28 protein-coding genes and 1 riboswitch are annotated in these 26880 nt (G+C 34.5%); of the genes, 19 read left to right on the top strand and 9 right to left on the bottom strand.

The features are described 5' to 3' along the window. Window positions 1-285 precede the first annotated feature (285 nt). On the bottom strand, window positions 286-930 hold the full coding sequence (locus POF52_RS06485) for a glycosyltransferase (protein WP_176583682.1): 645 nt from the start codon (window positions 928-930) through the stop codon (window positions 286-288). Between the two features lie 282 nt (window positions 931-1212). Here POF52_RS06485 and POF52_RS06480 point away from each other — a divergent pair, with 282 nt between their 5' ends. Continuing rightward, window positions 1213-2808: an acetolactate synthase large subunit gene (locus POF52_RS06480; RefSeq protein WP_271991094.1), complete on the top strand. Its 1596-nt coding sequence runs from the start codon at window positions 1213-1215 to the stop codon at window positions 2806-2808. Window positions 2809-2868: 60 nt separating this feature from the next. Here the strand turns inward: POF52_RS06480 and POF52_RS06475 are convergent, their stop codons facing one another. Then, a complete protein-coding gene (locus tag POF52_RS06475; protein ID WP_034653074.1) occupies window positions 2869-3429 on the bottom strand; it encodes a hypothetical protein in 561 nt (186 codons plus the stop codon). 351 nt (window positions 3430-3780) lie between these two features. Further along, window positions 3781-5211 (bottom strand): PQQ-dependent sugar dehydrogenase, encoded by a 1431-nt coding sequence (locus POF52_RS06470; protein WP_271991089.1) that lies wholly within the window; start codon window positions 5209-5211, stop codon window positions 3781-3783. A 214-nt stretch (window positions 5212-5425) separates the two neighbouring features. On the opposite strand from POF52_RS06470, the gene POF52_RS06465 reads away from it, so the two are divergent. From POF52_RS06465 to POF52_RS06455, 3 genes are all read left to right on the top strand, one after another. Then, window positions 5426-5800 carry a cupredoxin domain-containing protein gene (locus POF52_RS06465; protein ID WP_176583679.1) on the top strand — a complete coding sequence of 125 codons (375 nt, stop codon included), beginning with the start codon at window positions 5426-5428 and terminating at the stop codon, window positions 5798-5800. A gap of 252 nt (window positions 5801-6052) precedes the next feature. Further along, complete coding sequence (locus POF52_RS06460; RefSeq protein ID WP_013082598.1) at window positions 6053-6244, top strand: hypothetical protein; 192 nt, start codon at window positions 6053-6055, stop codon at window positions 6242-6244. A 454-nt stretch (window positions 6245-6698) separates the two neighbouring features. Then, entirely contained in the window at window positions 6699-7016 is a 318-nt protein-coding gene (locus POF52_RS06455) for a DUF3243 domain-containing protein (protein WP_271991085.1), read from the top strand. 248 nt (window positions 7017-7264) lie between these two features. Here POF52_RS06455 and POF52_RS06450 read toward each other — a convergent pair whose 3' ends face one another. Continuing rightward, on the bottom strand, window positions 7265-7435 hold the full coding sequence (locus POF52_RS06450) for a hypothetical protein (RefSeq protein ID WP_013082601.1): 171 nt from the start codon (window positions 7433-7435) through the stop codon (window positions 7265-7267). Window positions 7436-7551: 116 nt separating this feature from the next. Further along, window positions 7552-7731 carry an H-type small acid-soluble spore protein gene (locus POF52_RS06445; protein WP_013056420.1) on the bottom strand — a complete coding sequence of 60 codons (180 nt, stop codon included), beginning with the start codon at window positions 7729-7731 and terminating at the stop codon, window positions 7552-7554. Between the two features lie 404 nt (window positions 7732-8135). Here POF52_RS06445 and POF52_RS06440 point away from each other — a divergent pair, with 404 nt between their 5' ends. The 3 genes from POF52_RS06440 to dapA all read left to right on the top strand — a co-directional run bounded on the left by POF52_RS06440 (window position 8136) and on the right by dapA (window position 10194). Further along, window positions 8136-8423, top strand: coding sequence for a hypothetical protein (locus POF52_RS06440; RefSeq protein WP_271991060.1), 288 nt, complete (start codon window positions 8136-8138; stop codon window positions 8421-8423). Between the two features lie 61 nt (window positions 8424-8484). Further along, window positions 8485-8742 carry a hypothetical protein gene (locus POF52_RS06435; RefSeq protein WP_271991057.1) on the top strand — a complete coding sequence of 86 codons (258 nt, stop codon included), beginning with the start codon at window positions 8485-8487 and terminating at the stop codon, window positions 8740-8742. A 258-nt stretch (window positions 8743-9000) separates the two neighbouring features. Next, a riboswitch (Lysine riboswitch) is annotated at window positions 9001-9179 on the top strand. Window positions 9180-9306: 127 nt separating this feature from the next. Next, window positions 9307-10194, top strand: a complete 888-nt coding sequence (dapA, locus tag POF52_RS06430) for a 4-hydroxy-tetrahydrodipicolinate synthase (protein WP_013082605.1) — start codon at window positions 9307-9309, stop codon at window positions 10192-10194. A 362-nt stretch (window positions 10195-10556) separates the two neighbouring features. Here dapA and POF52_RS06425 read toward each other — a convergent pair whose 3' ends face one another. Beyond that, entirely contained in the window at window positions 10557-11402 is an 846-nt protein-coding gene (locus POF52_RS06425; protein WP_271991052.1) for a DMT family transporter, read from the bottom strand. 360 nt (window positions 11403-11762) lie between these two features. On the opposite strand from POF52_RS06425, the gene POF52_RS06420 reads away from it, so the two are divergent. Continuing rightward, complete coding sequence (locus POF52_RS06420; protein ID WP_176583676.1) at window positions 11763-12188, top strand: CBS domain-containing protein; 426 nt, start codon at window positions 11763-11765, stop codon at window positions 12186-12188. 189 nt (window positions 12189-12377) lie between these two features. On the opposite strand, the gene POF52_RS06415 is transcribed toward POF52_RS06420, so the two are convergent. After that, complete coding sequence (locus tag POF52_RS06415; RefSeq protein ID WP_182006865.1) at window positions 12378-13028, bottom strand: DUF421 domain-containing protein; 651 nt, start codon at window positions 13026-13028, stop codon at window positions 12378-12380. Window positions 13029-13503: 475 nt separating this feature from the next. Between POF52_RS06415 and POF52_RS31145 the strand changes: the two genes are divergently transcribed. Both POF52_RS31145 and POF52_RS06410 read left to right on the top strand, forming a co-directional pair. After that, window positions 13504-13707, top strand: a complete 204-nt coding sequence (locus tag POF52_RS31145) for a GntR family transcriptional regulator (protein WP_375347189.1) — start codon at window positions 13504-13506, stop codon at window positions 13705-13707. A 190-nt stretch (window positions 13708-13897) separates the two neighbouring features. Continuing rightward, window positions 13898-15124: a CynX/NimT family MFS transporter gene (locus POF52_RS06410; protein ID WP_271991045.1), complete on the top strand. Its 1227-nt coding sequence runs from the start codon at window positions 13898-13900 to the stop codon at window positions 15122-15124. A 128-nt stretch (window positions 15125-15252) separates the two neighbouring features. Here the strand turns inward: POF52_RS06410 and POF52_RS06405 are convergent, their stop codons facing one another. Further along, window positions 15253-15534 (bottom strand): YesK family protein, encoded by a 282-nt coding sequence (locus tag POF52_RS06405; RefSeq protein WP_271991042.1) that lies wholly within the window; start codon window positions 15532-15534, stop codon window positions 15253-15255. Between the two features lie 56 nt (window positions 15535-15590). Further along, on the bottom strand, window positions 15591-16973 hold the full coding sequence (gene gdhA, locus POF52_RS06400; RefSeq protein WP_271991039.1) for an NADP-specific glutamate dehydrogenase: 1383 nt from the start codon (window positions 16971-16973) through the stop codon (window positions 15591-15593). Window positions 16974-17142: 169 nt separating this feature from the next. Here gdhA and POF52_RS06395 point away from each other — a divergent pair, with 169 nt between their 5' ends. The 9 genes from POF52_RS06395 (at window position 17143) to POF52_RS06355 (ending at window position 26796) form a co-directional block, all read left to right on the top strand. Then, window positions 17143-18048 carry a LysR family transcriptional regulator gene (locus tag POF52_RS06395; RefSeq protein ID WP_271991036.1) on the top strand — a complete coding sequence of 302 codons (906 nt, stop codon included), beginning with the start codon at window positions 17143-17145 and terminating at the stop codon, window positions 18046-18048. A 560-nt stretch (window positions 18049-18608) separates the two neighbouring features. Further along, on the top strand, window positions 18609-19304 hold the full coding sequence (locus tag POF52_RS06390) for a Na-translocating system protein MpsC family protein (protein WP_016766397.1): 696 nt from the start codon (window positions 18609-18611) through the stop codon (window positions 19302-19304). A 177-nt stretch (window positions 19305-19481) separates the two neighbouring features. After that, window positions 19482-19697, top strand: coding sequence for a hypothetical protein (locus POF52_RS06385; protein ID WP_176583672.1), 216 nt, complete (start codon window positions 19482-19484; stop codon window positions 19695-19697). Between the two features lie 139 nt (window positions 19698-19836). Beyond that, complete coding sequence (locus tag POF52_RS06380; RefSeq protein WP_095379984.1) at window positions 19837-20526, top strand: Na-translocating system protein MpsC family protein; 690 nt, start codon at window positions 19837-19839, stop codon at window positions 20524-20526. A gap of 118 nt (window positions 20527-20644) precedes the next feature. Next, a complete protein-coding gene (locus tag POF52_RS06375; RefSeq protein WP_271991029.1) occupies window positions 20645-21073 on the top strand; it encodes an anti-sigma regulatory factor in 429 nt (142 codons plus the stop codon). A 509-nt stretch (window positions 21074-21582) separates the two neighbouring features. Continuing rightward, window positions 21583-22971, top strand: a complete 1389-nt coding sequence (locus POF52_RS06370; protein WP_271991025.1) for an aminotransferase-like domain-containing protein — start codon at window positions 21583-21585, stop codon at window positions 22969-22971. Between the two features lie 112 nt (window positions 22972-23083). After that, complete coding sequence (locus tag POF52_RS06365) at window positions 23084-24412, top strand: MFS transporter (protein WP_271991022.1); 1329 nt, start codon at window positions 23084-23086, stop codon at window positions 24410-24412. Between the two features lie 650 nt (window positions 24413-25062). Beyond that, window positions 25063-25827 (top strand): IclR family transcriptional regulator, encoded by a 765-nt coding sequence (locus POF52_RS06360; protein WP_034653033.1) that lies wholly within the window; start codon window positions 25063-25065, stop codon window positions 25825-25827. 75 nt (window positions 25828-25902) lie between these two features. Next, the gene (locus tag POF52_RS06355; RefSeq protein WP_205662605.1) at window positions 25903-26796 is read left to right on the top strand and encodes a fumarylacetoacetate hydrolase family protein; all 894 of its coding nucleotides are present in this window, start codon (window positions 25903-25905) and stop codon (window positions 26794-26796) included. The last annotated feature ends 84 nt before the right edge of the window (window positions 26797-26880 follow it).

Raw genomic sequence — 26880 nt, 5'->3', positions numbered from 1 at the left:
CACTAAAAAATTTTTGAATAGTGGTATAAAAATACATTCGATTAGATAGAAATCTATATACCTTTTTCATATAAATACAACCTTCGCACTAGGATCCGTAAACTTGTTTCCAAATAAAAAATGACGCCGTTGGAGGCGCCATTTTTATAGAATAGAGAAGGACACACCCTATGCACGGGCGGTACTCTTAACACATCGTCTTGATTTGATAATACCCAGCGTTTAAATTTACTAAACCTTTGGTTATGATGCTTTATGCAGAATATCTACGTTTACCTATTAAAATTATTTATTAAATTTCTTTGGAAACTGCTTCACAACTCCCGCAGATATAGTATCTGCCATTAAGATAATATGTGATACTCCTTCATCAATTGCACCGATTCTAGCCTCCCAATCTCTTTCTAAGCTTGCAGATAAATCATTTGTCACTAATTTTAGATGCATATACAGTAATTTTTTCAAATCTTCATTTTTTAAATAAGGGTTGGCCTGGCTAAGGAACGCTGCTATACCATCAGCATTTCTATACCATTCTTGGTTTAATTGATTCACCAAGGCTTTCTTTCCCGTTTTAGCCGCATCTACAATCTTGCCAGCAATCACAATATGTTCCTTGAGCAAATCCGTAAGTTTATTCCCAGCTTTCTCTCCGTATATCGGCTTCACAGCATTCCCGATATCTTCCTGATTTTTTAATAGCCTTGCCAACACCTGTTTTTGGTCTTCTGATCCTGCTGTTGTTGCACTTGTAATATAATTACTTGTCCACAGTACATGATCCATCCAAAGTCTTCTAAATTCATTTTCAAACGTTACCTGAGATTGACTAACACGATGTTCTTGTGTTTCAGCACGAGCACTACTTGGTTCAACTAGCATGTTTAGCGAAAATAACAACATAAATCCCATCAATAATAATCTTTTCATAAAAAGCTCCCTCCAATTTAAACGAGTATGCGCCTTATTATTTGTATATGGGATTTTTTACATTCCTCAAAATGTTACATTCAATTATTTATACATTCTCTAAAAAATGTCTTTAACATAAGAACCTAATGGCAACACTATAAACAATAGTTAGTGAATAGGATTTCTTTGCATAAATTTGGGGTTTTTGCGAGCTGAAACTCAAAAAATGAGATAAAGATTAATGAGCTATTCCTTTCACATAAGCTTGTCAGAATACTATCTAGAGAGGGGTCGAACAATATGAAAGTGACGGATACACTTGTTCAATGTTTAGAAAATGAGGGAGTTGAATATATTTTCGGAATACCCGGTAAAGAGACCTTGGATTTTATTGATTCCTTATCCAACTCTAAACAGATTCAATTCGTGAATGTGAGGCATGAGCAAGGAGCTGCTTTTATGGCAGATGTATACGGAAGGTTAACAAACAAAGTAGGGGTATGTTTATCAACATTAGGCCCTGGAGCTACTAATTTATTGACAGGTATATCTAGTGCAAAGCTAGACCATTCTCCTGTTGTTGCTTTAACAGGACAGGCTGCTTTGGGAAGGCAGCATAAAGATTCGCATCAGTATATAGACATTATCAAAATGGTGGAACCGGCAACGAAGTGGGGTGTTCAGATAAAAGATGCACAAACGCTTCCTGAGATTATTCGAAAAGCATTTAAAATTGCACAAATGGAAAAGCCAGGACCCGTAGTAGTAGAATTGCCAGAAGACTTGGCAACTCAAATCGTTCCCATTAAACCTATTTCACTTACATCTATACCCGTAAGTATACCTATAATGGAGTCCATTCAGGCTGCCAATACTCTTATTAAGCAGTATGAGAGACCTTTTGTTATTATCGGTAACGGCGCTGTTAGACAGGAAGCCGTGGATGAGCTTCAACGATTTATTGAACGCCTTCAATCACCGGTTACCCATAGTTATATGGCTAAAGGTGTACTGTCTAAAGATCATCCACAAAATTTCTTTACGTTTGGATTTAATGAAAAAGATGAAGTGCTCGCAGGCTTAAAGGAAGCTGATCTACTTATTGTAATTGGGTTTGATCTTGTCGAAAGGTTACCCAAAGAATGGAACACAGAAAAAACACCAATTTTACATATAGATACTTTACCGGCAGAAGTAGATGAATATTACCCTGTAGAGGTCGAATTGGTTGGAGATATAAAGCAGACTTTACGAGTATTCAATCAGCTTGATATTCCTTCTAAACCATGGATTCCCTCTGGTAATCTCCAGAAACAAATTAAGCAATCTTATCACATTGAAGAGAAAAAGATAGATAGCGATTTGCTGCCTTTGACAATCGAGAATATCTTGCATATTATTGACAAGCTCTCTTCAGAGAAAACAATTGTGATTTCAGATGTGGGAGCTCATAAAGTATCTATAGCCCGAACTTATCAACCTAAAAACCCTAACAGGCTCATTATATCAAATGGTCTAGCTTCCATGGGTATTGCTCTACCAGGCTCAATTGGAGCTAAGTTAGCCTGCCCTAATGATCCAGCTATTTGTATTACTGGAGATGGGGGAGTTTTAATGAATTTTGCTGAAATAGAGACGGCAAAGCGCTTAGGGCTTTCATTCATCATTATTGTTTTAAACGACTCTACATTAAAAATAGAGCAGGAAATGATGAACAAAAAGTTTGGTAAGAGCTATGGAATAACTTTTACAAACCCAGATTTTGTTCAACTGGCAAAAAGCTTTGGAATTAAAGGCGAACAGGCAAATAGTTTAGTTGGATTTGAAAATATAATGAAAAGAGCCTTACAAAGTTTAGATGAGATTGTCCTAATTGACGTTCTTCTAAAAAGCTGATTGCGATTTCTCCATTATTTTAACGAGTTATCTTTGTTAAGGGATTAATTTGTAGATTCACTAGGAAATAAATGTTTTTAATTTTTTGAAATAAGCTAAGCTGAGTTCAACCCAAATCCAACTATAAAGGAAAGTAAATACAAAAATTAAACCAGTAGTAGAAAGAGAAAAATTTTTAGAAATCACGGGACCTAGTACTGGGAATTTGAAACCGTACAATAGGGTAATAATCCCAACAGTTAATAGAGTGGCCCCACTTATAATAATGTACAATCTCTTTTTAAAAAAGTAAAAAGCGGCTCCTATGCCCATTCCCAATATTCCTGTTGTAAAAGGAAAAATAATAAGTTCACTTGGCTGGATAATCAGAAGAAGCAGATTTGTTAGTATATAGGTAATAAACCCTAGAGGGAGCGAAAGTATAAAACAAAAAAGAATGGGTGCAGTAGAGAATGGACTAATAAAAACTCCTATTCCTGGTAAGAAACCTCCTGCTGATTGAAAAAGGGCTGCTAAGCTGGCGAAAAGAGCGCCTGAGACAAGCTGCTTAGTTTTAGATAGTCTATTAAAAAAAAGCTGCGCAGATTTTACTTCACTTGAAAGAGACTTTAAAAAGTACATGAATTTCACCTCGGTTAACTGTTTTTACATTATAAGGGGGTAAAGAGAGATTTAGATCATTGCCTGATATATCAACTCTTACATGTAATATATAAAGAAATTAAGCGGGAGGACTAATAAGTCGCATTTACTTTTAAAGGAATAGGTCATATCCGTTAAGATAAATTTCTTTATTTTTCTAAAGGTATGTACTGTAGCCCATAAAATGAATCTTTTATGGGCTTTATTGATTAAAGGCTTTTTTATTTTCTAGAAAGTTCATTTGTTCATTCCTACAAAATAGCTGGTAAAAAAATTAAGCTATAATTTTTAGGAGAAAATCAATACCCAGTCGAATTTTATAAATATAAATCATGGAACAATTTCAAAAACAGTACCTTGATTAAAGTCAGACACTTTCATAGAGCCATAAACTCCTAAATAAAGCCTGGTTTGATCCAGGTTCGTTCCCAAACTAACGTAGTAAGCTGATTGGGAACCAAAATTATAATCAACTTCCACAACACTAAAATCATTTAGCTTACAATCTGTACCTGCTCTGGTATAAGCTAAAACTCCTCTAATTGGGGATTGAGGTTCTTTAACCTGTGCAATATCCGTAAACATAACGCTTCCTGTTAAGCTAGAGATTTTATTCCCCATATATGGCTGAACTCCTGTAAGGGAGGTCCCTCCAAATTTATTGGGGCGGGGATCTTTGTGAAAATAACTTGTTAAAGGCTGAATACGTCTCACTGAAGTTTTTACCGCTTCATTGTAATAAGCAATTATTTTCTCATCCAAGGCCGGATTTTCAGAACACCTTTTTATAAACGAAGTCGGAAAATCTCCTTCCCATCCCCGCCAGCCAAGGTTAATAAATCCTTCTTGGCTGGGTTTGGCTCTCATTAAAGAAGCTTGAACAAGTTGAGGAACAGGTATTGGCTTATAATGAACAAATGAAAAAATCGACTCTACTACGTCTTGTCCAACATTTCCCACATATTTGATGTACTGATTATAAAATTTTTGAAATGAAATGCCCGTTATATTGCGAACACCCTTAGCAATGAGCGTAAGAGTTTCCTGAATAGGTGAGGGGAGTTCACTAAAACGTGTGACTACGGGTGGATTATGGATAAATGTATTCTTACCTACATCAATTTCAATTATTTTCCCGTAAATTTCTATATCATCCTGACTTAAGTTAAAGGGGTCATAGCCTGATCCACCATCTCCGGTTGTAAAGATAAGTTTTCCAGTTTCAGGTGAAAAGTTTAAGCTGTTGACACCATTATGATTAAAAAATGGTCTTCTTAAGTTAAGTAACGTCCGTCTTTTTTGAGGCTGAGCATTTGGCTGGAAAACCCATTCTTCCACTGTATCAATATGATCATATTTAGTTTCTCTATTTATCCACCTTAAGTTTGAAGTTTTAGGATCACACGGGTTAGGCCTATAATGTTCGGAAAGTGCACCTGGGCCTTGTGTTCCAGCTGCTGAGTAATGAAGATAAAACAGACGATTATAATAAAATTCTGGATGAAACGCTAGCCCTAGCAATCCTCGTTCATCATATCCTCCGCGGGAAACACCTGGTTCAGACGTACCTAATTTTATGATTCGTGAGCGAATATCTAAAAAAGTCTGTATAGCTTCGTCTCTTATGTAAAAGATCTCTCCTACTTGGGTTGCAATAAATAAACTTTCAAATGAGTCACCAGGAAGTATAGCCGTTTTCAACACAGTAGGTAAATTTATTTTACTAACAATAGGCCGTAAACTAACCTTAGCTTTTATCAACTAACTTGACACTCCTTTTTAATGGTTTCTTTTATAAGAATATGATTGTAACTGTTCTATTAGTATCAATACTATTTTATAAAGTTAGGCAATTTAATGGAATTTGTGCTTTCTATAAATAGAAATAAAGGAAAAACAATGATTAATTCAAAAAAATAGTGATATTATTTTATGAATTGGAAAAGAATATGGCTTATGAAAGGAGTGAATGCAAATGTCTGTGAAAAACTGGTTAATGGGATTAGTCGTTTTGTTTACGATGGTTATCAGTGTGATGACTTCAGGATCACTCGGTGTTTTGGCTGAATCCGACGCGGTAAGACAGAAAGCCATGGAGGTTCAGTTGAACGATGATTTCTTTAATCCAGAAACCATCACTATCCCGAGTGGAAAAACGACAACATTGATATTAAAAAATGAAGGTCAGAAAGAGCATACCTTCACAGTAGAAAAGCTCGGAATTGACGCTGAAGTCCAGCCTGGAAAAGAAAAAACCATTACCGTAAAACCACAAAATCCTGGTACATATGAACTGATATGTAGGTATCATTTTAATAGGGGAATGGTGGGGAAAGTGATAGTCAAATAACAAGCAGGGCCAATCGGTCTCTGCTTTTTGAATTGAATATAACATACTTTCTTAATTAACATAATAGATTTTAAAGGTATAAATAAATTGTTCACAATTTCAAAAAAGTAATAAGTATTTATTTCAAATATATACTAAATGAAGAAAAAGCACAGGAAAGTATAGAATAAAAACAGCATTTATATCCAGGTTATTAAAAAATGTATCCTTAATGAGCAATGAGCATTGTTTAATTAAAAGGAGGAATTTTATATGGTCGATAATCAATCAAATAATTTAGAACAGGTATCAGAGAACAATACAGATGAAACCAAATTAGGTGATCTTGAGAAAGAGTTTGTAACAAAGCCTGCTAAGTCGTCTTCTGATCCTTATCCGCATAAATATTATACTGGAGACATTTCTATGGTTTCTAATGCTGTGCCACGAAACGATAAAGAATAAAAGTTTCTTATATATTAATATATAAGAGAAACTTTAGACCATTTAAGCTTAAGCTCTGTATTTTTTCAGAACCAAAATACATCTCATAAAAAACAGTTATGTTTCATTTGTTATTTTAAATTCGAAGTAATCGCTTTCATTTTTTACTTTCTCGAAATCATTTGATAGGTTATAATAAATATCTACAAAAATATTAAATGATATGTAAGTAACAAGCAATTACACCCTTAATATTTAAAAAAAGAAAAACTCCCTTAACGTACTAGGGGAGTTTTTCTTTTTTTAATATCCAATATCTTCTATTTAAACTCATCAAAAAAGAAGTGTTCACTATTTTGAAGCCCGTTAAACTATTCTACTTAATATATGAGTAGGCTACGAAATGTTTATATACCTGTAAATGGGGGATTTACCATATAAGAACATTGATACTTAATTGGAAGGATAATGAAAAATGAACAATAATACTGAAACTGTTGAAAATAAAGTAGAGGATAAACTAAATGAAATGAGTCAAGAGAAGAAAGACAACATCCTTTCTAGTTTTAACGAATTTAAAAGTTACTTAGGAGATAAAGTCACAAAAGGTGAGAAACTAGGGTTAAATGATAATCAATTAGCTCTAGCAGCTAAAAAAATAGCTGACTATCTCGCAGCACATGAGGAACCACAAAATGAAGAGCAATACTTGTTACATGAGTTATGGAAAGTTGGAAACGAGGAAGAACAATATCATCTTGCTCATATGCTTGTTAAATTAGTCAAAGAATAATCTAAATCAATTATAGATTGCTTTTTGTCATTATTTATTAGGGGTTCAAGCGTATTCAATTAACGTAGCAAAGAGCCACTTGCGTAAAACAAGTGGCTCTTTATAATGGTTAGGTGTCAGGTAATATCGTTGCAAAAGTAAGAATAAGCCGAAAACGAAATATGTTATCTGAAAACTCTTCTATTGTCAACTTAATAAAAATGCATAACTACAGAAAAGAAATAAGGGTCGGTTATTTTCTTCTCTTTTTATTCATTTTCTTTAGAATCTTCTTGATAATGCTCATTTAAGTATGGGTTCTCTGTCGTAGCAAAATTAACAGATTGAAGGCTAGTTTCAGGATCCATTCCATAATAGCCTTTTAGTTCCGCATTTTCTAGCTCGCCACTTCTAAGTTTTGGTTCTTTTTTCTCTTTCATGCTGCACCTCTTTTTTCTTATAAATAAAGCTTACAGAAATATGGTATCAGTTATTGGGTTCTATTTGGAGATGGAAGAAAAGAATGTAAAAAACTACATTCTTTCTTTCCGACTTTTTATTTTTCTTCTAAATCAAGGACTGGGACCATACGGTCTTCATCATGTGTTCCTCTCGCATGAACGGTAGCCATACTTGATGTTTCATCTACACTTTTAATCCAAATAGGAACTCCGTGGTAATGAACATCAATTTCCTTGGGAGAAGAAAGAATTTGTTTAGCTCGATTTATTTCCATGTTATCACCTCATTTTTTAGTATGTCCTTGTGATGCATCAATTAAAAGATAAAGCTATATTTCCTCACCAATAACTTGACTACATTCTATAACTCACTTCGTCAAAAATTAATCTATCCTTTAACCTTACAAAAATCGAACATCAATGGGTTTGCTTAATCTCATTTTATTCTTTAATTCGAACACGTATAAATACGAAAAATGAGCACATACTGTACCTAATCAGATTCCTCCTTTTGCTGACGAATCATTTCTCCTTTAATATGTTAAGTTTACAAAAAACATCTGTCTTCACAGGTGTTTTTTATTTTGAGAAAATATATTATTTGTATACAAACTAAGTTTTATTTTACTTCTAGTAGGGGAATAAAATAGTAAATTAAATCGGAGAGGATGAGGGATTTATGATAGAGATGGAGGTAAAGAACCTTCAAAGGTCAGGAACTAAATTTAGAAAGGCTGAATCAGAATACTTAAATAAGGCAATCGAAGAATATTTCGTTCGTCGTACATACCATAATGCACCAGTAGTTGATGCACTTCGATATGTACTAACGATTGATAATAAAAGGGAACGTTTAGAAAGTGCCGCTGAACTTTTTGGAGATAATATCAAAGAAGTAAATAACCAAGATATTATAAACTATTTAAATCAATGTAGATGTTATAAGGAAATAAGAGATACAGTCTAAATTTGATGCTATCTTATGAAAAAATTTATTGTTCATAAATAACCAAAAGGGGATTGGAGATATGAACTATAAACAAAAGGACTATTATATTAGCGCAAAAGAAAATGAATATTATAAAGTACTAAATGTAGTCGATTATATGTTAGAGGCAGCAAAAAGCAACAATAAATATCCTATATGGGGTGAAAAGCTAAGAACTGAATTAAAAGAAAGTGCTGGCAACAATCTTACTCCATGGCATTTTAATACAATAATATCCGTACTTTTAGATTACGTACCTGATGAAGTAAAGAATAAACCTAATGCTAAGTCACTCTAAGCGGGTGGCTTTTTATGATGTGCATAATATGTAAGTTAAAATATGTGGTGAATAGCAAAAAGAAAGGTGGAATAGTAATATGAGTGATACTGAGATTGTGGGTTTGAGTCAATAATCCGGAGGCATTCTCTCAAAAATAAGGGTAAGGACTTAATTACATGGTGTCCATAAAATTATACTTAAATGATTCTTGCGTGAAAGGAAATTTACTGTTATATTAAATTCAATTAAATATTTTCTTATTTCAATATTTTTTGAAGTGAGGATAGAGGTGCAAAGATCATAAGTATACAATTTGAGGAGAATGAGATCCAATGACAATTGTGGAAAGGGGTATTTGCCGAAGCTGAAAGAATCTCATGTTCTTGAAGCTGGTTCTGCTGTTGAATAAATACAGAACTGTCATATGGGAAACTGTATGGAGGGCTATCTTACGCACGGAAACTATTTTTAATAAATATTGTTTCTACTGCAGCAACGAATCCCTCGTTGCTGCTTTTTTGCGTTTCTTATGAATGGCCCTGACCCCTCTAATTTTAAAAATTTTATAAAGGGTGTGTAGTTATGAATTTTGGCCAAGTATTAACAGCGATGGTTACCCCGTTTGATCGGAATGGCGAAATTGATTTTAACGCGACGAAAACGTTGGTTGAGCATTTAATTACAAATGGCACAGACGGCTTAGTTGTAGCTGGTACAACTGGAGAGTCTCCAACATTAACCACAGAAGAAAAAATTGAATTATTCAAATGTGTTGTAGAAGCTGCTGCTGGAAGAGTCCACGTCATCGCTGGAACTGGCTCAAACAACACGCAAGCTTCGATGAGCTTAACGAAACTTGCAGAGGAAACAGGAGTCGATGGTATTATGCTCGTTGCTCCATACTATAATAAGCCGTCTCAAGAAGGCTTGTACCAGCATTTTAAAACGATTGCCGAATCAACCTCTCTACCAGTTATGCTTTATAATATCCCAGGGCGAAGCATAGTTAACATTTCTGTTGAAACAATTGTTCGTCTATCAGAGATCCCTAATGTTGTGTCAATTAAGGAAGCAAGTGGCAACTTGGATGCCATGGCAGAGATTATTAGCAAAACACCTAGCGACTTTACACTATACAGCGGCGATGATGGGTTAACAATACCAGTATTAGCAATTGGCGGGGCAGGAGTTATTTCAGTTGCTTCCCACATCATTGGCAATGATATGCAAGAAATGATTAATGCCTTCAAAAATGGCGATGTCCAAAAAGCTGCTGCTACACATCGCAATCTGCTTCCAATTATGAGAGCATTATTTATTGCGCCAAGTCCTTCACCAGTAAAAGCTGCATTAAATCTAAATGGAATACAAGTTGGCGGTGTTCGTTTGCCAATGGTTCCTTTAAGCAATAAAGAGCAAAGTGCACTAGAAAAAGTTCTGCAAGCTAGCGGCATTAACGTTACCTGTTGAAATAAATAAAAACAGGTTAGGAGAGAGAGTATCTTCTCTCTTAGTTAAAACGGTCGATCCAATCGACGAAGCAAGGCAAGTTTGGTAACCAAAGCTCAATCTGTATTCTTATTTAAAATGATTTGCGATGGCATCTCCTCCACATTTGGTTAGCGAATAATATTTTATCCGCGAAGCAAACTACTCAAGATGGATGAATCATCATTTAGCTAACTCCTAAAAATAGAAAAACTCCCTTAATGCAGTGGGGAAGTTTTTCTATTTTTTTCTATGTATGTATACTATATACATCTTCAGTTGCCATACAGAGGGAGACCTATTTCACTATATGTTCGTTCTTCTGTCGGTATTGGTGCAATAACTTATATCTTAGTCAACACGATTCCGCATAGAGTAAGAATAATTCCTATTAATTGATATTTTTTAAGTCTCTCTTTAAAGATAATTAAGCTCCCAATTAAAACAACAATACAATTTAAACTAATGATTGGATAAACCACACTGGATGGACCTTCCTTTAGGGCGAATAAATAACAGCTGTAACCAATCGTACTTAATATACCAACTAGTATACCTATCTTTATTTCGATTTTATGTGCAGTTAATTTTTTAAATTCTTTCCGAGCTAATAAACTTAAATAGACAGCTCCTCCGCCGTACATTGAAACAAGCATTTCGCCCATGCTAAAGTGTTGAAACGTGCTGAATTTCATAACAACACCAACTGTACCGATAGATAGAAGAGCTAAACAGCAGCTTAAAATCCATAATTTATACTCTATGTGTGCCGTTTTGTTTGGTTGATACTGAATAATACAAGCTGCCAATATAATAATGACGATACCAATCCAATTTGTTAAAGGAATGGATTGAGGAAATAATAAGGATGTAGCTATGACAACGATGACTGTATTCATCGCAATAATGGTAGATGTAATACTCGCAGGTCCTTTCTCAAAGGCTTTCGTCATTTGGATATTGCCATTGGCATTTAAGATACCGATTATTGCCCCCGTTAAAACAGGTAAAACGTGAAATTCAAAACTTCCTTTAATAAGAGTAAATAATAAGAGGATAAAAAAAGAAATCCAATAAAAGAAAAGTTGAATACACACTTTAGATAAATGTTGAAGGGCACCCCATTTAAATAAAGTATTGTTTACTCCGAAGCATACAGCTGTCCCTAAAGCAGATATAAACCATAACATAGTGTGTAATTCCTTCCTAGTAGTTTTTATACTACTAAATTATACAATTTATATAATAGTTTTAATATTTCAATTTAATGAAAAATAGCTTCGGATAACTCTTTTGTAAAAGTATAAAGATGAGAAGTATAAATTTATTACGAACCAACGGGTTGTGCTCTTTTATTAAAACCTCGTTTCCTATCATTCTTACACCTTTTTACTGTCCAATAAAATGCGATGAATTTTTCAAATCCATTCACCATTTTCTTCTCATTAAAACCTAAAGCTTTGTATCCTAAAACTCAAATGGACGTTTTAGAAGATGAGGTGCGGGAATCAAGTGAAGTAAGACAATGATTAAATAAAGGAGGAGTTGCTATGAATATAACAGAAGTGATGACTTCTAATATTGAGACAGGTAACCTTAAAAATTCATGTGGTGAGGTAGCTAATATGATGAAGAATGTAGATGTAGGAGTTATTCCAATTTGTGAAAATGATAAGCTAATAGGCCTAATAACGGATCGTGATTTAGTCGTCAAGGGATTAGCTAATAATTTTAATACGAATACACAAATATCTGAAATGATCACCACTGATGTCATTACCGGTACAAAATACATGTCTGTAGAGCAGGCTTCAGATCTCATGTCTCAGCATCAAATACGCAGACTTCCTATTGTAGAAAACGGAAAACTCATTGGAATGGTTTCTTTGGGAGATTTAGCGGTAAGTAATACTTCAAATAAAGAAACAGGAAAAGTTCTTGAAAATATTTCAGCTCCTGCTGAGCTTAATAAATAAAAAAAGCCCTTTTTGTACTTTATCTTATAGATAAGAGCAAGTTAATAAAAATTAGCTTGTTCTTAGTTTATACATAACAACACATTGCTATTACAGCTTTTAAAGATCTTGTATTCAATAGCTCCAGCAGTTTATGGCTTTCTATAGAATTAGCCAAGTTTAAACCCATTTTCGTCCTGGATTTTTTTATCATTCATTTTTTATATCCACAAAAAGTTGCCCGTTTAAAAAACTACAATATAAAATACGTTTCACGTCTTTGTACCCTCTTTTTTTCAATTCGTTGAAAAGCCAAGAAGAATTTTTATTTATTAGATTTAAATGCTTTTCTTGAATGATCCCATCAATAACAAGGGGAAGTAAAAATACAGATCCTGATTTATCTTTGCTTTCTGATTTTTTAAATACAGATAATGTACCTGAAGGCTCTAATATCGCATAATCTACCTCACGGATATCTCCTATATTTTTATCCCGCAGTTGTAAAAGTAAGTCGTCCAAATTATAACGTGATTTTTTCATTTGTTTTTCATCAATTTTTCCTTGTCTTATTACAATAATAGGTTGCCCATCTAGTACTCTGCGTAACTTTTGACTTTTTAATTGGATATAGGTAAGCCCTATTTGGATAAGTGTTAATATAAGAATAGGTACAAGTTGATGTAGTAAAGACTCTCCCGTATCCTCAATTGCAACCACTCCAAGTTCACTTATCATAAGCACAACAACAAGATCAATGACATTTAGCTGATTTATGCCTCGTTGACCAATAAAACGAAAAATAATAATAATAACAACATATAATAATACTGTACGCCAGCTTACTTCGATGATTTCCACTTTACGCTCTCCTTTCATTAGAATCTTCTTCTCTCTTGGAGCAGGGGTGAATGTAATATATAGATTTATACACTTAGCTGATTCTCTAAGATGTTTATTTCTTTATGTTAGAAATTAAATGAATAACGTACAAAGTGTTTAAAGTGTTATTCATGGCACTAGATTTTAACAGGAGCGTTATATAAACAGTTAACTTAAGAGAGTCGATTATATCAACTTTGTTTTGTATATTATGTGTATTGAAGAAGATGCCGTTTAGGCATCTTGAATAGTTTGCTCAAGGTATTAGTATTTATACATTTAGCTGTCTAATACCGCAGCCATATTTATACTCTCATATATATGTGCTAAAATAACCAATGAACCAATCCCTCTAAAAATTAGAGGTATGTACAGTTGATATATTAAAGGCAAATCGTATGTCACTTGTAGAAGAAGTTGTTTCTCAAATCGAATTCTTAAATGAATATAGAGTATATGGGAAAATGGAAGACAGACCCTTTCTGAAACGAAATTAATGCAACAATTTGAAGTGAGACGCAATACATTGAGAGAGGCTATACAATCTGTCGTACATACTGGTCGACTACAAACAAAGCAGGGAAAAGCTTATCAAAAAGCTGATATCCAGCTACATAAAACAATGTTAGAAGCATCACATAAATCATATGTTAATTGATTTAAATAACCATATGATAGATTCTTTACATACATCTGGTCATCAAATAGTTGAAGTAAGTTCTCATACCGATTTTAATTGAACCTACTTTGTAAACTTGTGGATGCTATCATAGCAATCTGCACAGTAAATGAATATATTACTTAATTTTAAAAACTTTAAGATTATATACGGAGGGTCTATAACTACCATGGGTATCCCACACACAACAAATCAACTAGAACAGCCAAAACTAAATATAAATCCTAAAATAGGATTACTGATTATAGGCATTATCCTAATTGGAGCTAATCTCAGAGCCCCTTTAACATCTGTGGGCCCACTGGTAGCTTCTATTCGTAACAGTTTAGGAATATCTAATACTTTAGCAGGAACAATAACTACAGTGCCTTTACTAGCTTTTGCATTCCTATCTCCTTTTGCTCCCAAGTTAGCTCGGCGTTTTGGCATGGAGTTTACGCTATTTATTTCTTTAATCTTATTAACAATCGGAATTGGAATACGCTCTTTTGGTGGAGTAGAAACATTATTTGTAGGAACGATCTTAATTGGTTTATCTATTGCTATTGGAAATGTATTGTTACCTAGTCTAATTAAACATAACTTTGCACAAAAGATAGGCATGATGACAGGAATTTATGCAGTTTCTATGAATTTATGCGGCGCTATTGGGTCTGGTATAAGTATTCCCATTTCTTCAGTATCAGGTTTAGGATGGACCGGAGCCCTTGGATGTTGGGGGATTTTATCTCTTCTTACCATTTTCATTTGGCTACCGCAATTGCGAAATCGACATAAGTCTACGAAGTCTCAACAAACAGTGCAAAAGGTTAAATCTATTAACTTATGGCGTTCTAGATTAGCATGGAATGTCACATTATTTATGGGATTTCAATCTTTTATCTTCTATACAGTTATTACATGGATGCCGGAAATTCTTGAACAAAAAGGATTGAATACTCAGGACGCTGGCTGGATGTTATCTTTAATGCAACTTGCTGTACTTCCTATTACGTTCCTCGTTCCTATTTTAGCCGGCCGTTTGCAAGATCAACGTTTATTAGTAGTCATTCCAGCTGTTTTGCTTATTGGAGGCTTATTCGGTATCTTGTATGGAAATACACTCCTTATCCCATTGTGGATTATTATGGTTGGAATTGGAGTCGGGTTTGTATTTAGTTTGGCAATGATGTTCTTTAGTTTACGCACACAAAGTACTAACGAGGCAGCAGAATTATCCGGTATGGCTCAATCATTCGGTTATCTTTTATCTGCTGTAGGGCCTGTGTTATTTGGGGGGCTACACGACATTACACACAGCTGGACTATCCCTTTATTGATGCTAGTTTTAGTTTCAATCTTTATTTTTATCGCCGGTATGGGAGCAGGGAAGAATGAATATGTGACTTCTAAATAATAAAGAGGTATAAAAGCCCTTTAGAACTGAGGTTTTAAAGGGCTTTTATACTTGGTATTATTTGACGGCTTCTTTTTCTACCAATCATCCGCCTTATATAAACTGACTTTGTATGTGCTATACATACTTTAGTGGTGAATGTTTTTACTGAATTTTCTTTTTACAGACTCAGCTATAGATATAATTAGTAAGGAGATAAGTGATGAGATAAAAGCAGTAAAGCTAATTGTTCCTACTCTCATACCAATCCATCCTCCGATAAGGAAACTTACGATAACAATGCCAACACTAACCACTCCTACAATGAGAGGTGCTATATATTTAATAGTAGGTTTTTTTCTGCTGAGTGCATATGAAAGTGCAATTAAACCAGCACTTATAATTGTAGAAACTATGTGTAAGTCACCCATTATTAACAGCCTTTAAATTTAAGATATCCATACTAGTATATTCTCCTAATGAAGTATCAAATAACTCCTTGCTCAATCATAGCATCAGCAACTTTTATAAATCCGGCAATGTTTGCACCTACGACAAGATTACCAGGAGCGTTGTATTCTTGAGCAGCTTTCTTGCTATTTTGGTATATACTTTTCATAATCGCATGTAATTTGCTATCGACTTCTTCAAAAGTCCAAGAAAGCCTAGTGCTATTTTGAGCCATTTCTAATGCTGATACAGAAACACCACCAGCATTTGCTGCTTTAGCAGGGGCAAATAAAATATTGTTCTCTAAGAAAATCTCGACAGCTTCTAATGTAGATGGCATATTTGCACCTTCACCAATTGCTTTTACTCCATTGGAAACTAATAATTCTGCAGAGTTTTGATCGATTTCATTTTGAGTAGCACATGGTAAAGCAATATCACATGGTACTGTCCAAATCCCATTACAACTTTCCACGTAAACCGCTTCGGGATGATCATTTACATAAGTACTTATGCGTTTTTTTTCTACTTCCTTAATCCGTTTAACTGTCTCTAAGTTAAGACCATCTTTGTCATAGATATAACCATTCGAATCGCTGCACGCGACCACTTTAGCCCCTAGCTGCATCGCTTTTTCAATTGCATAAATTGAGACATTTCCTGACCCTGACACAACAACTGTACTGCCTTTAAAGCTGAGATTATTATCTTTTAACATTTCTTCAACAAAGTAAACTGTTCCATATCCAGTTGCTTCTTTACGAGCTAAACTTCCACCATAACTAAGGCCTTTTCCTGTTAGAACACCTGCTTCAAAGGTGCTACGCATTTTTTTATATTGCCCAAACAAAAAGCCAATTTCTTTACTTCCTACACCAATGTCACCTGCAGGAACATCCGTATCAGGTCCGATATATTTGCTAAGTTCTAGCATAAAGCTTTGACAAAAACGCATTATTTCTCCATCTGATTTTCCTTTAGGATCAAAATCAGCACCGCCTTTACCGCCGCCAATTGGTTGACCAGTTAAAGAGTTTTTAAAAATTTGCTCAAATCCTAAAAATTTAATAATACTTGCGTTGACAGATGGATGAAATCTTAATCCGCCTTTATATGGACCAATTGCGCTGCTATATTGGACGCGAAACCCTCGATTAACTCTAACATTTCCCATATCATCGACCCAAGGTACACGAAAAGAGATGACTCTCTCAGGTTCAACGATTCTCTCCAGAATAGCTTGGTTAATATACTGAGGTTTTTTTATAAGAACAGGTATTAAAGAATCGAATACTTCTTTGACTGCCTGATGAAACTCACTTTCACTTGGATTTCGTTTTTTTACTGTTTCAAATACTTGATCAACATAATTCTGCATGCTTTCTGTATTCGCCGATTGATTTTTTTCAATTGTTATCATACTTATCCGTCTCCTATTTATTGATTTATAATGAAAATTTAAAAAATTCGCCGTAATTTTTTAGGTTTGTTATTATAAAATATTTTATAATTGAAATAATGATCGAATCAATATAAAGAAACGATAATATCAATGCGTTTTATGCATTAACTAATAAGGAGGATATAAAATGGACTTTAGACAAATCCGCTATTTTATGGAGGTGGCTACACGCGAACACGTAACTGAAGCCGCCCATTCTTTACATGTAGCACAATCCTCGGTAAGTCGACAAATAGTAAATTTAGAAAATGAATTAGAAGTTGATTTGTTTATCAGAGAAGGAAGAAGGGTACATTTAACGCCAATTGGAAAAATATTTTTTGAACGAATGAAACATGCCATGAATGTGATAGACGATGCGAGACGTGAGGTTAAGGAATATTTAGATCCTGAAAAAGGAACAATACGCATTACTTTTCCGATAAGTTTAGCAGCGTATACATTACCAACTGTAATCTATGCATTTAGATTGCGCTATCCGGAAGCAAAATTTCAGTTAAAACAAGCGCTTTACCAGGAATTAATTGAAGGTGTGATTAAAGGAGATTTTAATCTTGGTCTGATAGGTCCACTTCCTCTCAAAGAAAAAAAACTTCAACAAAAAGTTTTATTTACAGAAAATATTGTGGCTCTTTTGCCAATTCACCACCGCCTTGCAAAAGAATCCTCCGTAAAACTTCAAGAACTAGTAGACGAACCGTTTGTTTTATTACCTGAGGGTTTTGTCTTTCGAGATATTGTTGTGAATGCTTGTCAGAATCTCGGCTTCATACCAAATGTTGCCTTTGAAGGGGATGATATCGATGCGTTGAAAGGGTTAGTTTCTGCTGGTTTAGGTGTAACACTCATGCCAGAAGTCACGCTAGTCGATAGCTTGCCGCGCTCAACAGTGAAAATACCATTGGTTGAACCAAGCGTAACAAGGACTGTAGGCGTTATTACCCCAAAGGAACGAGCACTACTTCCAACGGAAAAGTTATTTTATGATTTCCTTCAGGAATTTTTCACTAGATTAGATGATTTTAAGAGCTGATTTATACTCAAGAAAAAGCACGTGATCAGCAGAGAAAAGTAATATATTACATTTTTTGTTACAGAAATCCCTTTTTTCTGAAATCTGAACAAAAAAGAATTCCTTGAAAACAAGGGATTTAAGAAAGGCTACGATTATGAATAAGTAAAGTAAGAAATAAGCAAGCAGCCGCAGCCAAGTGCTTTCTTGCACGTTTCTAAAGCTTAATACTCTTTTACAAACAATTGTCCTCGCTCTAAAAATATATAGATTTCTACTAAGAAATTAAAAAATTCGTTATCTGTCCCGACTGAATAAAAAAATTCCATTCATCATCTTATAATAAATTTCTTTATTGAAAACAGCAATACGAATCTAACGGATTCGTATTTTCCAGTGACATTCAAAATACTTCCCAAGCAATAGAAAGAAGAGGTTTTGAACGTTTATAATTAGGTTAAACATAAGGCAACAAATTATTTTTTATTTATTCTGTATATTTAAATTATTCGTTCGTGGTGGTACAATAAAATGATGGAAAGAAGATATGATGCTTCTTTCTTAATAAAGGATGAAGAAATATGGATATTAAGGCTCAGCAAACAAAGCTGGCGAATAATGTGGGCAAATTGTTACGAGATAACTTTGGAAAAGGCCCTGAGGCTGTTCATGTTACGATATATGAACCTTATGTTGTTATTTATGTCAGTGGCTTCGTATCACCTATGGAGCAAGTACTGTTAAACCAAAATGAAGAACTTCAGGTTATGACTACAAGAGAGCTGTTGGTAAAGACTCTTGAACCTCAAATCACTGGGCAAATTAAAGGGATTACAGACCTCGACATACAGCACTTATATTATGATTGGAACTTAGATCACCACTCCGGAATTTTTGTGGGAGTGTGTCTGGACGATTTGAAAGCCGATTTGACTGAGGGGGACCCTTACCCAGGAAAACAAGCAATTCATGATCGAATTATAAAGATGAGTGAGATTGCCCAAAAAGGACCTGAAAAAATTTCTTCATATAAATTAAGCGATCGTACATTGGTCATCGTACGCGAGGGAATACTGGTGGCTATTGAAAAGCAGCTAATTTCGTTAGGTTTTGATGACACCTTACGCATCTCTAAACGTCCTTTGGAAAAAGGAATCTTACGACAAAACGATGACTATGATGAGATATTAAATGCGGACATTCTTGATATTTTTGTAGATTGGGATTTTGAAAAGGATAATAGTATTATTACACTTATCTTAAAACCAAAAAATTAATGAGGCAGTAATGAATTGGACACACTGTGCCAAACATAAGCCGAGGAAGCAAAGGACATACCTTTTCTTTTTCGGCTTATTTTTGTTGTCTAAAAAGAGTAAGTCCTTTTGTAACGGAATAATCCCCTAAAACAGCACCTAAAAATAGGATGTGCCAACAGAAAGGATTTGGTCGGGATGGCTGATAATCATGAGATTGTATTGTTTATGAAAGAGCTTTATCGATTGTTGCAGGATTACCAAAAGTATGACAATGAATTATACAAAGAAGAAATTAGCAAGGATATACTACTTTTAAGTACCATTATCTATGGAAGTAAAATTGGAATTTTAAATAAAAGAAGAATCTTTAAACACAGGAAATACAAAGCTAAACAGAAACCAATCTATTAAAGTTATACTAGTATGCCTCGTTTACACTTTATAAAAAGTGAATTCTTATTGCCGAAAATGATCTTATGAGGAAGAAGGATTTTTCATAAAACATCACGAATAGTATACCTTATGAAACTAGAAACTAGGTGCACCATCTATGGATAAAACGAAACTGGAAAAAGAATTAAGTAGCTATATGGGAAGGTTACTTCGTGAAAACTTTGGAAGAGGTCCTGGAGGTGTATTCACCGTCATTTCTCCTCCTTTTATAACCGTTTATTTTAAAGCCTTTTTATTACCTTTAGAAAAGACTTTGTTAGACAAGGGACAAGTTATCTATGTTCAAAAAACACGTGATTTGTTAATGGAGACTCTAATTGAAGAGATAAAAGGATATATACAATTAAATATACATTTAGATATTGAAGAATTTTATTATGATTGGAATTTAGAGCTGCAGTCTGGGATGTTTATCATGATCCATTCGGATAAAGAAAACATAGCTAATCATTCCTATAAAAATCAGAAATTGCTGCATAAAGAAGTTGAGGAAGTAACTCAAAAAGCAGAAAAGTTCCCTCACAATGTTTCTTCTTATCTATTAGATCAGAGAACACTTCTTATAATCAGGGAAGGTATTATGGTAACTATAGAGAAAGAGCTAGTTCAATTAGGATTTGAAGAAAACCTTACTTTGGCTAAAAGAAATCTCGAAAAAAGGCTACTTCATGAACATAGTCAATCGTTAGAAGTAATTTTAGATTCAAAGGTAACAGATATACTAGTAGCATGGGACTTTCATAAAGATAAAAGTACAATTCTTCTGATTTTAAACCCAACTTCATAACGGCATTGATAAGCTAGGCACTGAACTAGATGTAGGCCAAAAAGAAAGGTTATATAACCTTTCTTTTTGGCCTATTGTTTTTTTTACTACTATTAAAATAAAGAAAGTGGTGATAATTATGCTATTTCAATCGGATGAAGGAAAGGAACTTTTAACTGTTGAGATACACACGGAAGTGGATATAGTAGAAGCGCGTCAGAAAGGGCGAATGTTTTCTAACTGCTTAGGCTTCAGCGCACTTGATCAGGCCCGAATTATTACGACTATTTCAGAATTATCCAGAAATATATATAAATATGCCACTACCGGAAAAATTACAATGGAAATAATAGAGGAAAAACCTGAAATAGGACTCAAAATAATAGCTATAGATAAAGGACCAGGCATTAAAAATATTCAAAAAGCGCTAGAAAGTGGCTATACAACGTCAGGAGGGTTAGGCGTTGGTTTATCAGGGGTGAAAAAATTAATGGACGAATTCACCATATCATCTCAAGAAGACCATGGCGTTAACATCCAGGTTATAAAATGGAAAAAAAAGAAATAAGTAAAAGGAACACAAGTTAAACTGTAAACATTTATCTACAACAGTAGGTAAAGATTTGTATAGATTTATCAGTATCTAGACTGAAAAATCTATTTTTCATTAAGCACTATTAAGGTCAAAAAATTTTAAAAAGTTTAAGAAAGAATGGACTTCCTCTTTACAAAAGACTCCTTTATTGAATAGGAGATAGCCTCTAAAAACATCATCCCCTGATGATCCTGCTCTAGGATAAGGTTAAGATATTTCACATGCGTGAGTTGGTACCTTCAGCATGTGTTTCTCCTCTATTAACTCTTAGCAGTAGGACAAAAATGTTTCTTCGTAGTAGTCACAAGAGGCTTAGAAACATGAAAAAAAGGTGTAGAAAAGTATGAGCAATTGTATTTAATCGTTAAAATAATTGATCATAATCAAGCCTCAAAAACCATAGATTCTTGGAAATTATTAATAATGATAATTGTGATATAAACAGTGCAAGTATATAATTGTGTGAAAAAAGGATGGATACTATGCCGATTAATTCGTTTGAAAACTATCCGATGAGCTGGAAACCATCTGTTGATAAAACAAGAAAGCCTATTTACCAAGCCATTGCAGGACAATTGGAACAGAATATTATCAAGGGAGTTTTATTACCTGGAACAAAACTTCCTCCACAGAGAGAGCTAGCCGATTATTTAGATTTAAATTTGAGTACGATTTCAAAAGCATTTAAAGTGTGCGAGCTAAAGGGTTTATTAAGTGCTACTGTTGGAAGCGGTACATTCGTATCGTATGATGCGTTATCGAATGCGTATTTACTCGAAGATATAAAGCCTAGCCACTTAATTGAAATGGGCGCGACACTGCCAGACAATGATTCATACGAGCCACTTCTCCTTCAACTAAAAGATATGCTACAAGAGACTGATTACGAAAAGTGGTTTAGTTATGGGAGGCCAGGTGAAAGTCTTTGGCAAAAAGATGCAGCTGTAAAGCTGATGAGAAGAGGCGGATTCAAAACAACAGTTGATCACATTTTATTTGCAAATGGAGGACAAAATGCAATTGCTGCAATACTAGCGAGTCTTTGTCAGCCTGGAGATCGCATCGGGGTTGATCATCACACTTATCCAGGTTTAAAAACGGTTGCAGCTATGCTTAGTGTACAATTAGTACCGATAAAATCAAAGAATTATGAAATGAGTCCAACTGCTTTTGAATATGCATGTAAAAATGATAATATTAAAGGCATTTACTTGATACCAGACTACCATAATCCAACTGCTTGCTGTATGTCTGTTGAAAACCGAGAAAAGCTTGCCGTGATTGCAAAAAAATATAACCAATTTATTATTGAAGATGCAACGTATCATCTCCATCATGAGCAACCAATGCCAGCAGTGGCATCATATGCACCAGAACAAGTCATCTATATTGCGAGTTTATCAAAATCAATAGCACCGGGGTTACGTCTAGCATATGTAGCAGCGCCTAGTCGATTTAAAGAGCCTATTTCAAAAGCACTTTATAATTTAAATATATCAGTTTCACCATTATTAGCAGAGCTAACAGCACGTATTATTGTGTCAAATCAATTTGAATCCTTAGTAGAGAATCATCGTCAACAAGCTATTCTCAGAAATCGAATTGCAAATCAACATTTAGAAAATTACACGTGTTTAGGTATGGAAAATGGTATATTTCGTTGGTTACTATTACCAGAAAAGATTACAGGTGCTGAATTTGAAACATTAGCTGCGCAGCAGGGCGTACAAGTGTATGCAGCAGAACGCTTTGTAGTGGGAAACAGTTGTCCAGACAGAGCTGTAAGGATCGCTGTCTGTGCACCGAAAACGATTGGAGAGCTTGAGCAAGGATTGATTATCCTTAAACGTTTACTTAACGACCATTTATAATATTGTTTGCCATACAATTATAATATTGTATGGTTTTTTTATGCGTGTTATGATAATCCAAATCTAGTAAGAATATTTTCAAAAATAGAATGAGTTTTCTGAAAGGAAGGTTATGATGGTAAACGAGGATCATGTAAAAGCTTCAGACACTCAACCAACTTGTTTACAAGAATATGTTAATTCACCAGAGAAACAAAAAGCTTTATATAAACGAACCTTATTTGTTGTAAGTGTTTCTCAAATCTTTGGCGGTGCAGGATTGGCAGCAGGAGTTACTGTCGGTGCACTTATTGCACAGCAAATGCTTGGTACAGATGCCTATGCAGGAGTACCGACGGCTCTATTTACTTTAGGATCTGCAGGAGCTGCTTGGTTAGTAGGAAAGCTTTCTCAAAAAAAAGGGCGTCGTGCAGGACTTACGACGGGTTTTATTTTAGGGGGAGTTGGAGCAATTGGTGTTATTTTTTCTGCCATTCTTAATAGTGTTTTTCTTCTTTTTCTTTCGCTCCTCGTTTATGGATCAGGAACAGCTACTAATCTGCAAGCGCGTTATGCAGGAACAGATTTAGCCAAAGCAAAACAACGGGGGACCGCTGTTAGTATGGCCATGGTTTTCACTACATTTGGAGCCGTTGCAGGTCCGAACTTAGTTGATGTAATGGGAGATTTTGCTCTTTCTATTGGTGCCCCAGCACTTGCGGGACCTTTCATTTTAGCAGCAGTTGCATATATAGTAGCTGGTCTTGTATTTTATATTATGCTGCGTCCGGATCCGTTACTGATTGCAAGAGCAATAGAAGCGAATAAACAAGAACGTAACACTCAAAAAAATTTAATGAATACTGAGCAATCAACGAACAAAAAAGGAGTGGCTGTTGGGGCCACAGTTATGGTCCTTACTCAAATTGTGATGGTTGCTATAATGACCATGACACCTGTGCACATGAAACATCATGGCCACGGGCTAACTGAAGTAGGAGTTGTAATTGGCTTTCATATTGGTTCTATGTATCTTCCTTCATTATTTACAGGGGTCTTAATTGATAAAATTGGACGAACGGCGATGACAATTGCTTCAGGAATTATCCTTCTTTTAGCTGGGCTGGTAGCAGCTATGGCACCGAGTGATTCAATGGTTCTTCTAGTGGTTGCTCTATCGTTACTTGGATTAGGATGGAACTTAGGTTTAATTAGCGGGACAGCTCAAATAGTGGATGCTACAGAACCATTAACACGTGCGAAAACACAAGGTACTATAGACGTTTTAATTGCTTTAGCAGGAGCTTCAGGAGGAGCCTTATCAGGAATAGTTGTGGCTCAATCAAGTTATGCCGTTTTATCATTAAGTGGAGGAATTCTATCTTTGATATTAATTCCGGTTATCATATGGGCTTATAGGAGTACAGGTGAAAATAAAGTTAAAGTAGGTCAAGGACTTTAATTTATCTGTGGTATGGAAGCCTGGCTCTCAAATAAATGATGTTACTCAAATTTACTTGTATTCTTCCACTTTCGTTTAAATAATAAACTTATCGGCAATCAATAAATTTGTTACCTTTCTTACAGACGATACACTAACATTTCAATCACACGAAAAACCTTCTACCTAACAGAGTAGAAGATTTTTCGGTTTCAATTATTCATTGAAAATAGGTGTTTTTTTAAGAAATGTTTGGTGAATCCCCCCATGTAAAACTGTTTTAAGACTAAGTTTAATGTTCTCTTTTACTCAGGCAAACGTACACTCGCTATAATTGTGAAAAGCAAACTCTCATGCTAGAGAGCTTGCTCTTTTTACTTCCTAATATATAAATCCTGTTTGACAAAAAAGATCTTTTTCAAGTACACCAAAAACACACATTTATGATACATAGATTTTGAGTAAGTTTTAAAACAGGAATAAGATATGATTATGAAGGAAAAGAATTGATTATAATCAATTCTCAAAAATCATGACTTGTAATATAGTCTTCTACATTTAACTAAAAAAGTGGTTGACTTTTCAGAATAATTAGTATTATAGTTATATTATAAAATTGTTTGTAATAATAAAAACAAGTTTTATAATATAAAACAAAAGGGTGAAACTCCATGCCTATTATTCAATCAGTAGATCGCGCCCTTCGTATCCTTGACCTATTTGATGAACATACGACAGAATTGAAAATAACAGATATAAGTGATCAAATTGGTCTTCACAAAAGCACTGTTCATTCATTATTGAAAACGCTTCAACAACGTGGCTACATTCATCAGAACCTCGAGAATGGAAAGTATGGACTAGGGATGAAACTTTTTGAAAGAGGAAACTATGTTATTCAGTCTTTAGATATTAGACAATTAGCTAAAAAATATCTGATGGATTTATCAGCAAAAACAGGACAAACTACACATTTAGTCATCTTAGATGGTAAAGAAGGAACGTATATTGATAAAGTTGAAGGTCCTATGGCTGTTATTCTTTATTCTCGAATAGGAAAAAGAATTCCACTTCACTGTTCTGCAGTAGGAAAAGCTTTGATTGCTTTTAAAGAAAAGGATGAACTAGAGAAAATTTTATCTGGGTATGAGTATACTGAGCAAACCGAATTCACCATTACAAATGAAATTGAATTTTTGCAGGAACTTGAAAAAGTTCAAAGTCAGGGTTATGCCGTCGATAATCAAGAGAATGAACCTGGTGTCCGTTGCATTGCAGCACCTATTAGAAATCACGAAAATAAGGTTATTGCCGCTATAAGTCTTTCGACACTTATCGCAGGAGTAGATGACATTCAGTTAGGAATCTTTGTTCAGCAACTGAAACAAGCAGCTTCCGAATTATCAGAGCAGATGGGGTATGGGATACCGATTTAATAAAGAGGTTCCCTTCTCTTTTGTCTATATTAAAAAACTGAGTTTTATATTATAAAACAAATGGAGGTTATTTATATGCGTATTATTCGATATTTAAGTGAAGATTCAAAACCTGTTTTGGCAGCCCTTACATTAGAAGAAACAGTTTACCCTCTTGAGCAGGAAGGGTTTATAGAACTAATTCATCAAGCGAACGCACAAAAGATCTCTCCTCTTTCTTTTGTTCAAAATATGATTTCTAAGTCTAAGCCTATCCCACAATCTATTGAAGAACTTTCATTACTTGTACCTATTATTGCTCAAGAAGTATGGGCTTCCGGAGTTACTTACGAACGTAGCCGCGATGCTCGAAACTATGAAGCTACAGATGGAAAATTAGACGCTACCACATTTTACGACAAAGTATATGACGCAGAACGTCCAGAAATTTTCTTTAAATCTACAGCTGCTCGCACAGTTGGACCCAATCAGGAAGTTTATATTCGTAGTGACTCTAAATGGCAAATCCCTGAACCAGAACTAGGTTTGATTATTAGTCAGGAAGGTGAAATCCTTGGTTATACAATTGGAAATGATATGAGCTGCCGTGATATTGAGGGAGAAAATCCTCTTTATCTACCACAGGCAAAAATGTGGAAGCATTCTTGTTCTATTGGACCAGCCATTCTCCTCACCGAATCCGTAAAAGATCCATATGACTTTGATATCATATGCCGTATTTATCGTCATGGAAACCTTGCAGTAGAGGGAACAGCTAGTACACGTCAATTAAAAAGAAAATTTGAAGAATTGGTTTCGTTCTTAGTGCGTGATAATGAAATTTTTGATGGCACCGTATTATTAACTGGCACATGTATTGTACCACCAAATGACTTTACATTATTAGAAGGTGATCAGATTGAAATTGAAATTCCTAGCATTGGTATATTAAAAAATAGTGTAAGGTTACCAAGCAAAATTTCGGTCTAATTAAATGATTTCAAACTTAATTATTAAACTCAAATTATTTTTTTGATTTTAAATATCAGAAATTTATGAATTTATTAACTTTTG

Source organism: Priestia sp. AB, assembly GCF_028369225.1.
GTDB lineage: Bacteria > Bacillota > Bacilli > Bacillales > Bacillaceae_H > Priestia > Priestia megaterium.
This window is presented reverse-complemented; position numbering and strand designations above follow the sequence as displayed.

Excerpts from the sequence above, each read along its gene's own strand:
- POF52_RS06485 (WP_176583682.1), bottom strand. The coding sequence starts at position 930 with ATGAAAAGATTATTATTGATGGGATTTATGTTGTTATTTTCGCTAAAC.
- POF52_RS06480 (WP_271991094.1), top strand. The coding sequence starts at position 1,213 with ATGAAAGTGACGGATACACTTGTTCAATGTTTAGAAAATGAGGGAGTT.
- POF52_RS06475 (WP_034653074.1), bottom strand. The coding sequence starts at position 3,429 with ATGTACTTTTTAAAGTCTCTTTCAAGTGAAGTAAAATCTGCGCAGCTT.
- POF52_RS06465 (WP_176583679.1), top strand. The coding sequence starts at position 5,426 with ATGTCTGTGAAAAACTGGTTAATGGGATTAGTCGTTTTGTTTACGATG.
- POF52_RS06460 (WP_013082598.1), top strand. The coding sequence starts at position 6,053 with ATGGTCGATAATCAATCAAATAATTTAGAACAGGTATCAGAGAACAAT.
- POF52_RS06455 (WP_271991085.1), top strand. The coding sequence starts at position 6,699 with ATGAACAATAATACTGAAACTGTTGAAAATAAAGTAGAGGATAAACTA.
- POF52_RS06450 (WP_013082601.1), bottom strand. The coding sequence starts at position 7,435 with ATGAAAGAGAAAAAAGAACCAAAACTTAGAAGTGGCGAGCTAGAAAAT.
- POF52_RS06445 (WP_013056420.1), bottom strand. The coding sequence starts at position 7,731 with ATGGAAATAAATCGAGCTAAACAAATTCTTTCTTCTCCCAAGGAAATT.
- POF52_RS06440 (WP_271991060.1), top strand. The coding sequence starts at position 8,136 with ATGATAGAGATGGAGGTAAAGAACCTTCAAAGGTCAGGAACTAAATTT.
- POF52_RS06435 (WP_271991057.1), top strand. The coding sequence starts at position 8,485 with ATGAACTATAAACAAAAGGACTATTATATTAGCGCAAAAGAAAATGAA.
- dapA (WP_013082605.1), top strand. The coding sequence starts at position 9,307 with ATGAATTTTGGCCAAGTATTAACAGCGATGGTTACCCCGTTTGATCGG.
- POF52_RS06425 (WP_271991052.1), bottom strand. The coding sequence starts at position 11,402 with ATGTTATGGTTTATATCTGCTTTAGGGACAGCTGTATGCTTCGGAGTA.
- POF52_RS06420 (WP_176583676.1), top strand. The coding sequence starts at position 11,763 with ATGAATATAACAGAAGTGATGACTTCTAATATTGAGACAGGTAACCTT.
- POF52_RS06410 (WP_271991045.1), top strand. The coding sequence starts at position 13,898 with ATGGGTATCCCACACACAACAAATCAACTAGAACAGCCAAAACTAAAT.
- POF52_RS06405 (WP_271991042.1), bottom strand. The coding sequence starts at position 15,534 with ATGGGTGACTTACACATAGTTTCTACAATTATAAGTGCTGGTTTAATT.
- gdhA (WP_271991039.1), bottom strand. The coding sequence starts at position 16,973 with ATGATAACAATTGAAAAAAATCAATCGGCGAATACAGAAAGCATGCAG.
- POF52_RS06395 (WP_271991036.1), top strand. The coding sequence starts at position 17,143 with ATGGACTTTAGACAAATCCGCTATTTTATGGAGGTGGCTACACGCGAA.
- POF52_RS06390 (WP_016766397.1), top strand. The coding sequence starts at position 18,609 with ATGGATATTAAGGCTCAGCAAACAAAGCTGGCGAATAATGTGGGCAAA.
- POF52_RS06385 (WP_176583672.1), top strand. The coding sequence starts at position 19,482 with ATGGCTGATAATCATGAGATTGTATTGTTTATGAAAGAGCTTTATCGA.
- POF52_RS06380 (WP_095379984.1), top strand. The coding sequence starts at position 19,837 with ATGGATAAAACGAAACTGGAAAAAGAATTAAGTAGCTATATGGGAAGG.
- POF52_RS06375 (WP_271991029.1), top strand. The coding sequence starts at position 20,645 with ATGCTATTTCAATCGGATGAAGGAAAGGAACTTTTAACTGTTGAGATA.
- POF52_RS06370 (WP_271991025.1), top strand. The coding sequence starts at position 21,583 with ATGCCGATTAATTCGTTTGAAAACTATCCGATGAGCTGGAAACCATCT.
- POF52_RS06365 (WP_271991022.1), top strand. The coding sequence starts at position 23,084 with ATGATGGTAAACGAGGATCATGTAAAAGCTTCAGACACTCAACCAACT.
- POF52_RS06360 (WP_034653033.1), top strand. The coding sequence starts at position 25,063 with ATGCCTATTATTCAATCAGTAGATCGCGCCCTTCGTATCCTTGACCTA.
- POF52_RS06355 (WP_205662605.1), top strand. The coding sequence starts at position 25,903 with ATGCGTATTATTCGATATTTAAGTGAAGATTCAAAACCTGTTTTGGCA.